The following is a 13,864-nucleotide window of genomic DNA, read 5'->3' as shown; positions in this document are numbered from 1 at the left end:
TTTATCTGTACATCGCATTTGATCTCACTCTCATCCCACCCCTAAAGGGGGTGCTATCGCACCGTAGTGGGCTTTCCCGTTCGGAAAATCTGTAATCTATGTGACCATCGGGACGAATTAAAATGGCATCTATATTTTTCAACTGAGAATCTTGTATTTCTCCTACAACCACCTTTGTGTGCGGATCGATGTTCATTTTATCTATCTCTTCTTTATTAGAAGGATGTATTAATAAAATAAATTTACCATCCTGCATCAATTCATAGAGTTGATAAGTTTTCTTATTTTGGGGAGAAATAGTAAAATTTGTACATCTTTTCCCTGTCAATGGATGCCTTTCTTTCGTATGCATAGAGGAATATATAATTCCTAAGCCACTTACTCTTTCAGCTAAATCTTGATTCACCTCTGGGTATGTGAGTAAATGCGAGAATAACTCTCTTAATTCCATACCTGCATTTGAAAAGTTTATCATTAATTGTTCTTGCGCTTGTACTTCCTTGAAAAATTGTTTTCCCACAGCATGTCGTTCAATATGATAACTTCCTAATAGGCTTTCATATTTTTTACGTTTTATAGCGAGTCCCAATTTCCATCCTAGATTAAAAGCATCTTGCAATCCTACATTTAAACCTTGTCCACCTGCAGGGAAATGAATATGCGCTGCATCTCCTGCCAAGAATACACGCTTATGTTGATAAGTATTTGCTAGTTTGGTTGCATTTCCAAAACGAGAAAGCCATATTGAGCTCTTAATTTGAATATGTTCACCTGTAATACTATAAATACTATCTATAAGCTCTTTTTCAGTGACAGCAACATGAACAGGTATTGTCTGATTCTTAGGATCTACAATTGCAAAACGAAATACATCAGGTGCAATAGGTACCATAATTATTATCCCATTTATATTAGATGTAGATAAAAATGGGTTATCTGGTACATCTTCTAAAATGACATCGCCTAATATAGCAGTGGTTGTTGTATCTGTTCCATTAAACGGTATATGTGATAACTCACGAACTACGCTTCTTGCGCCATCAGCTCCTACTACATATGGAACTTCTATTTTATATATTTTTTCTCTTTGCTCTATTTCTAGTTGTACGAATGTTTCATACTGTTTTAAATCTTTTAAAGTATGACCACGTTTAATGTCTACACCTAATTCCAATGCACGCTCTTCTAATATTTCTTCTGTAATAGATTGGGGAATAAAAAGCGTATATGGAAAATCAGTATCTAAATTTTTAAAGTTTAATCTTGTATCTAGGGCAGCAAAATGACTTGTATCTGATTTCTTCCCTCTAGATAAAAATCGATTTTCAATACCTCTCATAGCCATTAATTCTAAGGAGCGAGGATGCAGTGTGAGTGCTCTAGAATTTCGAATCCGATTTAATCTTCTCTCTAAAACGACAACTTTTACGCCTTGAATAGCTAATTCACATGCTGTCATAAGTCCAACTGGACCACCACCAATTACCGCTACATCATAATAATTTTCCATGTCATGCCCTCCATTTATTTACATAATTAAGAGCTGATGCAAAAATGTGTACAATAATAGATTTGTAAACAATATCTATTGTACAAATATAATTATATCTCATTTTAGTTTCCGAGGAAACTAAAATGAGATACCCTGGGATATTCCCAATATCAAGCATCCGATACGGAGGCTAATTGGATTCAATGTGAGAAAGATAACAGGTCAATATATTTCTAATCATTTTAAGAGAAGGGTATGTGATCGAGATGAATAATCCATATAATGGAAAGGTGCATACTTGGATTAATTGAGACACCTAATTCATCACACGGTTGAACTAGTTGATTATATGGAATTTGCAAGAACTTATGAAGTTAATACAAAACTTATAAATGGACAAGGAACAATAATTTCTCGAGCAGGAAGTTTCATTTTGTGGAAAATAAAGTAAAATGAATATTTACGTTATAGAAGAAGTACTGTAAAATGTTGTTTATATTAAGAATTTTTTGTCTATTTTAATATTATTATAGGGGATGTTTTATTGAATAATATGTCATTATTTTTTTATTCCGCAAGTGTTTTTTGGAGGTCATGTAAAAGTCATTTATTATTTTTAGTGTCTATTAGAGTTATAGAAGGTTTTATACCAGTTATTAATATTTTTCTTTTTGAGCGTTTAATAAATGAAGCAGCAAGATTTATAAATCATTCTGGTAACTTAGAACAAGTATTTGTATATTTAGCGTGTCAATTGGTCACTTTTCTAATTCAATATATTTTAGAACATCTCAGCATTATTAATGATAAATATATTAATCAAAAAATTGGTTTGCATATCAAAGAAATCACATTTAATAAAATGGAAAAGTTAGCATACATACATTTTGAAAATCCCGAATTCCAAAATAAACTTCAGATGATTAGTAGTATTGATCAGCGTATCGTAAATAATGTATCGAGTTCTTCTAACTTGTTAAAAGAATGTATAACATTAATTTCTATATTAGTTTATTTAATAAATATCCACTGGGTATTGGTAGTTATATTATTTGTTGGAATCATACCATTATTTATTATCGAAATAAAAAACGGTTCATCTAAATATGAATTAATGAGGAATTTAACGCCAGTAAATAGAGAAATGTTTTACATATCTAACCTATTATATAGAAGAGAGAGTGTTAAAGAGCTACGCTTATTTCAGATAACAAGTTTTCTAATAAAAAAATGGCGTCAAAAATATCAAGAAAATAATCTGGAGGAGATAAATTTATTAAAGAAACAAACTATTTGGTTATTTGCTTCAGAAATTATACTTGTATTGGTATATGCGTTAACTAGTGCTTTTCTCCTATACTTAATGAAATTAGGAAGAGTGTTAGTAGGATCATTAGTAGCAGTTTTACAAGCTATTCAAAACATCCAAGCCAGTTTAAATAGTCTAATTAGATCTATATCAAATATTTACGAAAATTTATTATATGTGAAGGAGTTCTCATCTTTTATCTCTTTACCTGAAATTGATGAGGTGGAAGATAAAGAAGAGATTCATAGTATTCAAGAAATAAGTGTTCAACAATTAAATTTTACCTATCCTAATCAAGATAGACAAACATTGAAAGATGTTAATTTGACAATTACGCCTGGTAAAAAAATCGCAATTATTGGTGAAAATGGATCAGGAAAAACCACTTTAATAAAATGTTTAACAGGTTTATATGAGACAGATTCATCTATGATACATGTGAACGGTATGCCTTTAAGTAAGATAGATTTAAACAAATATTTCAAGAAAATTTCCGTTCTATTTCAAGATTTTAATCGTTTTGAATTTACGGTAAGAGAAAATATAGGTTTTGGAAATTTAGAGGATTTAACCGATACAGAAAAATTAAAAGAAGTAATAAAAAGGGTTGGATTAGAAAACTACATTAAAAGTCTACCTAATCAATATGATTCAAGATTGGGAAGGTTTTTCGATGGAGGAAATGAACTTTCAGGAGGTCAATGGCAAAAGATTGCGATAGCTAGATGTTTATTTAGAGAGTGTGATCTTATAGTATTAGATGAACCAACATCTGCTCTTGATCCAAAATCTGAAGTGGATATTATGGAGGAGTTTTTTCGATATTCCAGTGATAAAGCTGTCATATTTATTACCCATCGTCTTGGGGCAGCGTGGTTAGCTGATGAAATTATTGTTATGGAACGAGGAAGAATTGCTGAACGAGGTACACATCAGGAACTCTTACATTTGGATGGTATATATAAAGAGTTATTCGTTTCTCAATCGAAATGGTATATGGAACATAAAGAACTGGTGAAAGGAAATTTTTAAAAATTAAAAAAGGAGGACTATGATGTCGATATTTTTAATGTTCATTTGTGTTTGGTTATTACTATTGTGCATTGTATTGAGGCAGATACATTTTTTAAAAAAGGAAATAGATTTACTTCCATTAATAGAGAGTGGGAATTTTAGCTTTAAGGATAATAATCTTATGGGTGTAAATATGAAAAGATATTTCTTAGAAAAACATTTGAATTTTGAAGATATAACTATAATTGCATTTACGTCAATTACATGTCCTTTTTGTAAACAAGCATTAATTGAAATGATTGAGGAGAATAACGATATCTATAAAATACCACTAATAAATATTGAAAAGGTATTTGAATTGTCAGGGGATAATAAAAAAAACAAAGATTATAAAGGCTTTGTCAAGATACAGGAAAATGAGAGTTTTTTTACTTCCTTAGATATAGACACTTTTCCAACATTCACCCTAGTTGATAATAAAGGCACAATAATATATCAAAATTCGTATCATAAGGGAATTTTCTCACATTATGAAAAGATGAGAAATATTAAGGAGGATAAAGTTATTTAAAAATACGAGGTGAATAAAAATGATTTCTTTGTTTTTTATGATGAAAATTGGAATTGCAACTTTGTTTATTAGTACAGGCATTGATAAAATTAAGAAATTTAATATCCATCAATTGATTATAAAAGAATATCAGATTATTCCTGAGAATCAAATTAGGTTATTTACTATTATAGAAATTTTTGCGGAATTATTTATAAGTATATGTTTGTTTATAGGGTTGTTTCATAGATTTACTCTAATTTGTGCAGTACTACAACTTCTTGTATACTCTGTTGCTATTTTAGTAAACTTACTTAGAGGAAGAAAGGAAATATCTTGTGGATGTGGTGGTGTATTAGGAAATCATAAATTATCATGGATGTTAGTTGTTAGGAATCTTTGTATTGGTGCTGTTTCGGTAATCTTATTAATGTATCCTGTATCATTAGGGAGCTTAGATCAGTTATTAAAAACTAATCAATTTGTGCTTGATATCTTTAATTTTCAGTATTTTACTTTAGTATTTACTAGTTGGATAATTATATTAATAGGAATAAATATGATACAACTATATAATATTTCTTTACGAATAGACCGTTTAACAAAAAATTGAGTTAGTTCAAATTATCAGGAGAGGACTTAAAAAATGAGTGAAAAATGGTATGTCATTTCTAACATCACATTGTGGATTGTTGTTATCTTCCAAACTATATTAATACTATATCTGGGTAGGCTAGTTGGACAATTTTTAAATCGTTTTCGGATTCGTGAAAATAAGCAAATAGAAGAAAAATCATTAGCAGTCGGACAAAAGGTACCGGTGTTTCAAAAGAACTCTATGGATGGAAAAACACTAGTAGTACCATCAGATGCATATGAATACACTTTACTTTTATTTGTAAGTAATACATGTTCTAGTTGCAAAGAACTATTTAAGAAGATGCCTGATGTTATAAATAAATATGATATTAATTATATCTTTGTTTCTAGTGAAATATTAGATAGTAACATGATACAAAGCATTTCAAATGCACACTTTATAGTAAGTACGGATATAGTTGAGGATTTCTTTGTCAATACCTCACCTTATATATTATTAATTGACAAGTTAGGTGAAATTAAGCATATTGCAGATTTATTAAATTTTGGTGAACTAATAATGAAACTAGATAGTATTTTAGAACAAGAACTGGTTAATGTGTGATATAAACAAATCTACTAATTTATTTCTGATTATTCAGAATGTTATTGACAGTTAAAGGGAATAAATGTATCCTAAAGTTGTTGTTTTCAATTAAATGTAATAGGAGGGATAAAATGTTAAAGAGATTATTAGGTATAGCACCATTAAGACCTGTATGTTCTTGTACTGTCGAAAGGTATTCTTGCGAGGGTGGAAGAGAAGTATATCGCTACTATGATTGTACAGTAAATGAGCTATGTGAAACGATTCGTACAAAGTATCCGTGTTAATCTGTTAGATAATTGTTTTTAATATTTTTAATGAGAGGATGATTAAAATGTTAAAGAAAATATTAGGAATAAGTAATAAAGCAGCAGGCTGTGCATGTGTAAGGTCTCATTATGAGTGCGACAGCAGTGGACGCGTTTATGATGTATATGTAGATTGTATTGGTAAGGTATGTAAGAGAGTTAGCACTCCGATGAGGTGTAATTAATAGAAGTCTGAGGGGTATCAACCGACTTCTATTAATTATAAAAGACCTGAACTATTTTTAAAATTAAAAGCACGTTACTATTTTCTTGTATTAATGAGAAAGGGTAACGTGCTTTTTATAAATATATCTCAAAAACAAGAATTGTTTTCACTTGCCGAAGAATTCTAGCGATATTTTCCTGATGCTAAACGGAAAATCGTATTCCACAGTTTTTCCTATTTAATTATAAATTTTTGGCATACGGAAATATGACTATCAGGTCAAGCAAACCAGTATCATAGGAATATCAACTTAAACACAAAATAGCCCCATGTTTATTTTTGGGGTTAAATATATTTCTTTGGAAAAGTGACTGTAAAAGCCCTGAATAATTAATTCTATTGGCTTTCATTCCAATCAAAAAAACTGTCATAAAAAAAGAGGGGGAAGACATTGTTTGCTAAAATTTGTTTGTAAAAGCTTTTAACCTGTTAAGAGCAATCGTAAAGTAGACTATTAATTTCTTTAATAATTTTTGCTTTCCTTTAGTACTTGGCATACTGCATTAGAAAGTTTAAATTTTGAAAGGAGAATTTGATATTTTATATATAGTATTTTTTTATTGTATTCCTAACCATTCAAAGAGAAGGTTATGTGATTGAGATGAATAATACATATAATGAAAAGACACATACATCGATTAAACAATTATATAATAAATTTTCACCAAAAGCTCCTGGCTTTGCATATATTGCTAGCTTCGATAGCGGAGTAACTTATAAAGGTGCAGTTGGCTTAGCTTCTATAGGGGAAAATCTACCCATAACTACCAAAAACATTTTTAATATTGCCTCAGTTTCTAAACAATTTACAGCGTTTTCTATATCACTCTTAGAACAAGAGGAGAAATTGAGTTTAGATGATTCAATTGTAAAGTTTGTCCCTTCTATAGGAGCATATGCTGAACCTGTAACATTGAGACACCTAATTCATCACACTGGTGGATTAGTTGATTATATGGAATTGGCTGAAGCAGAAAATATTAAATATACTGATACATTAACTGTGGAAGAATCGCTAGAACACCTTAATAGTCATCAAATTGCAAGGTTCCCAGTTGGAACAAAATTTGAGTATAGCAATACAGGATATTTATTATTATCACTAGTGGTAGAGAAGGTAAGTGGCAAGTCTCTATGTCAGTTTACAAAGGAGCGTATTTTTGACCCTTTAAATATGAGAGACACAACAATTGTGGATTACTACCCAACTACTATATCAATTGCTAGAGGATATTCAAAGAATGGGCAAGGTACATATAAGATCTATGAAAGCCCATGGGAACATACAGGGGATGGGGCGGTTCATACAACAGCTGAAGACCTGGTAGAATGGGGAGGAAATTTAACTACAGGTACCGTTGGTGGAAAAGACCTTGTGAAAAGAATGAGCGAAATAGGTCCGAAAATTTCTCCAACTGGAGAAACGATTATTGCCAATGAAGATTATGCTTTTGGGCTGAGGGTTGCAGAAGGTTTTAACTGTCGATACCTGGAACATTCAGGAAGGTGGGCAGGTTATCGTTCACACTTCATCCGGTTTCCAAAAGAATCTTTGTCTGTTGTGGTACTAAGTAACTATGATGAATTTGACTCTAAAAAATATGCTAATGAAATTGCAGAAATTGTTTTAGAAAACTAAAAAATAATAGAGCGTAGAAGACAGCATTTGGATTTGGTTTACCCCACGTTGTTTAAGGTGTAATTGATTTTGAGAACGGAAAGCAAGCATATATTAATGCCTGCCTTTTTTGGTATTAATATTAATACATTTAAAAACTTCATTAGCAATTCTTTGAATATAGATTGCTCAATGGGGTTAAATTTTATAATTTTAAAAAAGTAATTATGAAAAATAGAATTACATATAACAGATTATATATTCTAATTATCAAACTTAATTTTATTGAAAATTGAAATATTAAGTAATATTCCTATTGCTATTAAATTAACCATTAAAGAACTTCCACCAAAACTTACAAATGGAAATGGTGTACCTGTAAGAGGAAATAGTCCTGTAATACCACCTAAATTAACAACAGATTGCATACCAATCATACACCCTATACCAATTGCTATAAAACTTCCGAATGGATCTTCACATAGTTGTGCAATTTTTAATGAGCGAAGAACTATAGCTAATACTCCAGCCATTATAATGAATACACCAATAAACCCTAGTTCCTCAGAAACGATTGCCATTATAAAATCAGTATGTGGTTCTGGGAGATAACCAGTTTTTTGAATGCTATTTCCGAATCCACGTCCAGTAATTCCTCCTGAACCAATGGCAATAAAAGAATTTACAAGCTGATATCCATTTCCTTGCGCATCAACAAAGGGATTGAAGATCGTCGTAATACGTGTTTTTTGAACTTCTGACAAACTATATTGGATCAAAAAATATAAAATAGGTAACCATAAAATAGAACCAATAGTGGTTCTTTTAATTATAAGGTTTATATTTATTCCAGAGCAAAGAAATATGCCAAAACCTATACCTAATATTAAAAGTGCAGATCCTAAATTTGGTTGTTTATAGATCAGGAAAAAAATTGTAGCTAAAAAAAATAAAAGTTTTCCGCCCCCAATCCAAACTTGTTTAGCTGATTCTTGTCGTAATGCAAAAAAACGGGCTGTTACAAGTATTGTTCCTAATTTAAGAAACTCAGCTGGCTGTATACCAAAGATCCATGATTGAGCATTATTTACCACTTTTCCTTTCCATAAAACCATAATTAATAAAAAAATCCCTCCAACCATAATACAGATTGAGACTATTCGTTTTTTCCATATTTCATATGGGAGAATAGCACAAACTATTAACCCTATTGTTCCTAAAAGTAGCTTTGTTAATTGAGAATCAACAAAGTGTCTACTGTTATAACCATAATGTTGGACAGCAACAATGGAGCTCGCGCTATACATCATGATAATACCTAAAGTACATGTTATGAATAGAGGGAGGAGCAATAGATAATCGAGTTTTAATATTTTTTTCATTTTAATATCCTCCTGATTTACAACAAAGCTTAATATTACATTTGCTAATGAATAGAATCTTGTCTTCACCAATTATTAAATAGGATTTTTTCTTTTAAAAAATCCTATCGCTTATACCCTGTTTTTTTATGCAAATATCCCCCCTAGTTACATACTAGGGGGGATTCAAAATGGCATGACTAAATAAAGCTTTTCTCCCCCTAGTAGAGCTTTGGCACTATACAACGTAAAGCAATGGAAATTCATTACTTAGCTATCTTAAGAAAAGCCTTAATCCGACAATTCCTGTTCTACCCATTGGCGTCTTTCGACATTTTTGGGCAATAGCCTGTGTTTGTATAGGAGCCTCACCTAACAGGTTTAGCAATATAAATTTTATGTATTTGTTTCGTGTAGCAAGCATAAATACTTTTTTTTTGCCTGTCAAGTAAACGTCTTGCTAATTTTATATTCTTTATTGCTTTATAAATCTTTTAGAAATGATGTGAGAAAATGTATTTAATCATCTCGTATAGATACATATTTTCGACTTGTAGTGTATAGTTTGATTAAGTAGTTTAACCATATAAATTTGATAAACAGTAAAGAAGATTTTAATCATAAAAGAAGATTTTTTGAAGAATGTTCTTTTGAGGTACGGAATGAATAATGATTCAACTTCTGCTATAAAGTTAAAAATGAATCGTAAACAATAAGTTTCATATACGAAATCTCATTTGTTTTATAACATTTCTTCAAACTAATTGTATTTAAATTTTATATCTTTTAAGTAGAATTTTAAATTTGCAATAGAATTGAATTACATTTCTCTATAAAATAATTTTTTATGAATCGAATCGAAAGTTAGTTGACAAATATTAAATTCTGGTTTAAATTTTGAAGTAATTCAATAATCTTTGTTAGGTGAGGCTCCTGTATAGAGAAACGCTGCTGCCCAAAAATGTCGAGAGACGCCAATGGGTCAACAGGAACGGTCGGATTAAGGCCCTTTTTAATGTAGCTGGTTATAAAAACCTATGCTATACAGTGCTAAAACTCAACGAGGGAGTGGTATACGATTTGATAGAAAGGCACCTCTGCGATTTTGGCAGAGCTGTCTTAATAATCATTTATTTGTATTGTAAAAAACCTTTACTCCTTTTTGAGTAAAGGTTTTTCTGTTTAATTTTATTTATTTTTATCTTGTCTATATTCAAAAAGGAGGTAGTTCTAAATAATGAATTGATTGCAATGTAACTATTAATGCTCAAATAAAAATTTTAGACAGATAAAATAACACAAAACCACTCATGAAACTCTAGAGTCTCTCTTAGCAATATGAGGAGGAGTTAACATGAAGAAATTATTAAATGAATTACTTGTAACCCAAAATAACTTGGATGCAGAGAAAGTTTTACGACATCCGTCGTATGATGTTGCGCAAGAAGTAAAACGATTTTCAATTGAAGATCAAGTCATATTACTAGATAAGATACCTGTATTAAAAAGCTCAAAAATTCTTCAACATTTGAGTACAGAAGAAAAATATAATATCTTAATTCACTTATCTGAAAACAAAGCTAAAACGTTACTAAATTTACAACCGATTGATGAAACAGTAGATCTACTTCTAGCGGTTCACCCGGAAAAACAAGCTAAATTAATGGCGTATCTAAATAAAATTACAAAACATAACGTAAAAAAATTAATGGCTTTTAAACCTGAAACCGCAGGAAGCCTTGTCACAAGTGATTTTGTTGCAGTTAGAGGGAATTGGTCAGTAAAAATGACATTGAAGTACATTAGGGAACATTCTGAAAATGTAGAATCGATATCTTATATTTATGTTCTTGATAGTCATGGTCATCTAAAGGGAATCGTTTCCATACATGAGTTATTATTAGCAGCAGATGAAGAGATATTATCTACTATCATGATTCAAGAGATGATTTCAGTACACGCTGAGGTTGATCAACAGGAAGTTGTAAAAAAGCTACTGAATTATAATTTAGCAGCAATACCCGTAACAACAGCAAATAATGAGATGATTGGCATTATAACATTTGATGACGTAATGAATGTTATGGAAGCAGAAGCTACAGAAGATATCCAAAAGTTAGGCGGAAGTGAACCATTAAATCAATCTTACTTTGAATCTAGTATTTGGAGCATTTTCTTCAAACGTCTACCATGGTTATTGCTTCTATTTGTTGCTGAGGCATATACAGGTACAGTACTAAAGTATTTTGAAGACGAAATTGAAACAGTAGTTGCCCTTGCTTTCTTTGTTCCATTATTAGTAGGTACTGGAGGGAATACAGGAACACAGGTTGTAGCAACAATTACTCGTGCAATTGGTATCGGAGAGGTGAAATTTAAAGACATTTTCCGTGTAATGAAAAAAGAATTTGCAATAGGTATGCTTCTCGGACTTGCACTTGGGGTAGCTGGGCTCACTCGTGCTTATATGTTAGGTGTTGGAACAGAAGTTGCACAAGTTGTGGCAATCACTTTATTATTTATTGTTATTTGGGCCTCTCTTGTTGCAGCTGTTTTACCTTTGATTCTGAGAAAATTAAAATTAGATCCTGCAGTCGTTTCCGGTCCATTCATTACAACATTTGTTGACGGAACAGGGTTAGTAATTTATTTCATGGTTGCAAAAACGTTATTAAATTTGTGAATATACACTGAAATAAATACGAAATGGAGGATAAGTATTTCAGCTTGCTTGCTAAGACATAGTGGAGAACTCAGGAATGAGGAAAACAAACACTTGTATCTTTAGGTAAATAATATTTTAAAGGATTCATTGAATGTAATTAATGCTGGAGGATAAAACTATGAAACACCTAAGAAAAATCTTTAAAAGAATTTTAATCCTTTTTTCTATTTTGATACTTATTGGAATAGGGATATTATTTGGCACAAACTATGGCCGAGATCTTCGGGGAACAATTGCTGGGAGTATACTAACTTCTCAGCATCCACAATATGCGAAATATACATTCCTATCCAAAAAGGAACTTGATGAACTGCAGGATCGAATTAATCACCCAAGATGGTCAAATAGTGATGAGGCTATTTATAAAAAAATAGCAGGAAAAAGATTAGAAGAATTTAAAAATCAGCCATTAGAAATTGATGTAGAAACGATTAAAAGTAACAAAGATAGTCGCTTTCTTTTTGAAGGAAAATTAGTTACTATTAGTAACCCTTTCAATGTTAAACTTGTTAGTCATCAAGGGACACAAGGTGATAAAAGGGGAGAAAAAATTAGTGTAATGGCAAAACGTAATCATGCACTTGTTGCTGTGAATGCAAGTGGATTCGCTGATGAAACAGGAAGAGGTGGAGGAAATGTTGCAACTGGAATAGTAATAGAAAATGGGGAAGCCATTGATACAAATATGGATAGAAATACCCCTACAATTATTACGGGTCTAACAAAGTTTGGACAAATGATAACAGGAAATTATTCTACCCAACAACTCTTAGATAAACAAGTCGTTTCCGCAGCTGGATTTATGCCACAGTTAATTGTAAATGGGGAAAAAATGATAACAGAAGGAGACGGTGGTTGGGGTTCTGCTCCACGAAGTATTATGGCCCAAAAAGAAGATGGTACAATAATGTTTCTAGTGATAGACGGTAGGCAGACACATAGCATAGGAGCTACGTTAAAAGAGTGTCAAGATATTCTATATGAAAAAGGAGCAATAAATGCTATGGCTATGGATGGAGGTTCTTCTGCTACGCTATATTTAGGAGGAAAGGTTATAAATTCACCTTCTACATTATCCCATGAAGATCGTTATTTACCGAATGCTTGGGTGGTAACAGCAAACCAGAAACAAAAAATAAAGATGACAATTGATGGGGAAAAAATAGATACCAAAACATCAGATGAATTTGATGCGAACATTTCAACGAATTTATGAATTATTAAAAATAGAACAAATACATGATTTTTATTCCATTCGCTGGAAAATTTAAATTATCTTTAAAACTTGGAAATCCTTATTTCATATTCATGATTTGTACAATATCAAACGAGAGCGATTAGAATTCCAAATTTATGGAATTCTAATCGCTATTTTTCTATATTCTTCTAGCATGTTTCAAATGCGGTAATTAGTTCAATAATATGGTGATCCCGAGTAACAAAGGTAAGCCATAAGTATTAGACTTACCTTTTTGTTTGGCTATTTCAACCCTTTAGGAGATATTTCTTTAACTTTTATTATTTTTTGATATGGTGACCTCTGATACGAAAAGGAGATACTGTTGTAGTTAAAAGTATTTCACGTTTAAGACGGAAAACATTAGATATCCTAAGCATTATCCAACAGTTCGAAGAAATAGGGGTACCGCTACACATCCATCAACTTAAGGATTTGGACTATTCTTGAAATTAAAAGCGCGTTACTATTTTCTTATATTAATGAGAAAGGGTGACGTGCTTTTTATGAATATGCATCAAAAACAAGAGTTGTCTTTATTTGCCGAAGAGTTATATCGATATATGTCTCCCGCTACACTTAATCAATTAGCTATAGAAGCTGGCGGAATGAAACGAAAACGTAAGTGCCATGGGCACCATTTTCTATCTTTGTGTGTATGGTTAAATCAACAAATCGCTACTACCTCTCTTACTCAACTTTGTAGTCAGTTAGAAACCTCAACAGGAGTTTTATTAAGTCCGGAGGATGTAGTCATAAAGCTGGTGTGAAAATTCAATTAGAGTATGACTTGTTGAGTGGAGAATTCTCTGATGTGAAAATTGAACCTGGAAAACGA

At 31.4% G+C, this 13,864-nt stretch carries 10 protein-coding genes, 3 pseudogenes and 2 riboswitches; of the genes and pseudogenes, 11 read left to right on the top strand and 2 right to left on the bottom strand.

Features of this window, described 5'->3' with window-relative positions; translation table 11 throughout:
• Nucleotide 1: 1 nt before the first annotated feature.
• Nucleotides 2–1,510 carry an FAD-dependent oxidoreductase gene (locus tag ACQKNR_RS28430; RefSeq protein WP_427322557.1) on the bottom strand — a complete coding sequence of 503 codons (1,509 nt, stop codon included), beginning with the start codon at nt 1,508–1,510 and terminating at the stop codon, nt 2–4.
• Between the two features lie 535 nt (nt 1,511–2,045).
• Here ACQKNR_RS28430 and ACQKNR_RS28425 point away from each other — a divergent pair.
• The 6 genes from ACQKNR_RS28425 to ACQKNR_RS28400 all read left to right on the top strand — a co-directional run bounded on the left by ACQKNR_RS28425 (nt 2,046) and on the right by ACQKNR_RS28400 (nt 7,724).
• Nucleotides 2,046–3,833: an ABC transporter ATP-binding protein gene (locus tag ACQKNR_RS28425; protein ID WP_427322561.1), complete on the top strand. Its 1,788-nt coding sequence runs from the start codon at nt 2,046–2,048 to the stop codon at nt 3,831–3,833.
• Between the two features lie 22 nt (nt 3,834–3,855).
• On the top strand, nt 3,856–4,386 hold the full coding sequence (locus ACQKNR_RS28420) for a thioredoxin fold domain-containing protein (protein WP_427322555.1): 531 nt from the start codon (nt 3,856–3,858) through the stop codon (nt 4,384–4,386).
• Between the two features lie 19 nt (nt 4,387–4,405).
• Nucleotides 4,406–4,978, top strand: a complete 573-nt coding sequence (locus ACQKNR_RS28415) for a MauE/DoxX family redox-associated membrane protein (RefSeq protein WP_427322553.1) — start codon at nt 4,406–4,408, stop codon at nt 4,976–4,978.
• A 33-nt stretch (nt 4,979–5,011) separates the two neighbouring features.
• Nucleotides 5,012–5,569 (top strand): TlpA family protein disulfide reductase, encoded by a 558-nt coding sequence (locus ACQKNR_RS28410; protein ID WP_427322551.1) that lies wholly within the window; start codon nt 5,012–5,014, stop codon nt 5,567–5,569.
• A gap of 113 nt (nt 5,570–5,682) precedes the next feature.
• Nucleotides 5,683–5,838, top strand: a complete 156-nt coding sequence (locus tag ACQKNR_RS28405; protein ID WP_000919787.1) for a hypothetical protein — start codon at nt 5,683–5,685, stop codon at nt 5,836–5,838.
• An 848-nt stretch (nt 5,839–6,686) separates the two neighbouring features.
• Nucleotides 6,687–7,724, top strand: coding sequence for a serine hydrolase domain-containing protein (locus ACQKNR_RS28400; RefSeq protein ID WP_427322559.1), 1,038 nt, complete (start codon nt 6,687–6,689; stop codon nt 7,722–7,724).
• 242 nt (nt 7,725–7,966) lie between these two features.
• On the opposite strand, the gene ACQKNR_RS28395 is transcribed toward ACQKNR_RS28400, so the two are convergent.
• A complete protein-coding gene (locus tag ACQKNR_RS28395) occupies nt 7,967–9,085 on the bottom strand; it encodes an FtsW/RodA/SpoVE family cell cycle protein (protein WP_427322549.1) in 1,119 nt (372 codons plus the stop codon).
• Between the two features lie 189 nt (nt 9,086–9,274).
• Nucleotides 9,275–9,451: riboswitch (M-box (ykoK) riboswitch) on the bottom strand.
• A gap of 522 nt (nt 9,452–9,973) precedes the next feature.
• Nucleotides 9,974–10,141: riboswitch (M-box (ykoK) riboswitch) on the top strand.
• Nucleotides 10,142–10,418: 277 nt separating this feature from the next.
• On the opposite strand from ACQKNR_RS28395, the gene mgtE reads away from it, so the two are divergent.
• From mgtE to ACQKNR_RS28370, 5 genes and pseudogenes are all read left to right on the top strand, one after another.
• On the top strand, nt 10,419–11,747 hold the full coding sequence (gene mgtE / locus ACQKNR_RS28390; RefSeq protein ID WP_427322547.1) for a magnesium transporter: 1,329 nt from the start codon (nt 10,419–10,421) through the stop codon (nt 11,745–11,747).
• A gap of 160 nt (nt 11,748–11,907) precedes the next feature.
• Nucleotides 11,908–13,005, top strand: coding sequence for a phosphodiester glycosidase family protein (locus tag ACQKNR_RS28385; RefSeq protein WP_427322545.1), 1,098 nt, complete (start codon nt 11,908–11,910; stop codon nt 13,003–13,005).
• A 13-nt stretch (nt 13,006–13,018) separates the two neighbouring features.
• A pseudogene (locus ACQKNR_RS28380) lies at nt 13,019–13,195 on the top strand (transposase); the annotation flags it as partial.
• A gap of 134 nt (nt 13,196–13,329) precedes the next feature.
• Nucleotides 13,330–13,476 (top strand): annotated as a pseudogene (locus ACQKNR_RS28375) (recombinase family protein); the annotation flags it as partial.
• A 56-nt stretch (nt 13,477–13,532) separates the two neighbouring features.
• Nucleotides 13,533–13,864: pseudogene (locus ACQKNR_RS28370) on the top strand (hypothetical protein); the annotation flags it as partial.

Origin of the sequence: Bacillus sp. NPDC094077, assembly GCF_050279465.1 — a bacterium.
In the GTDB taxonomy this organism is placed as follows: domain Bacteria; phylum Bacillota; class Bacilli; order Bacillales; family Bacillaceae_G; genus Bacillus_A.
Note: the sequence above shows the minus strand (reverse complement) of the source record. Positions and strands in the feature narration are given on the sequence as shown.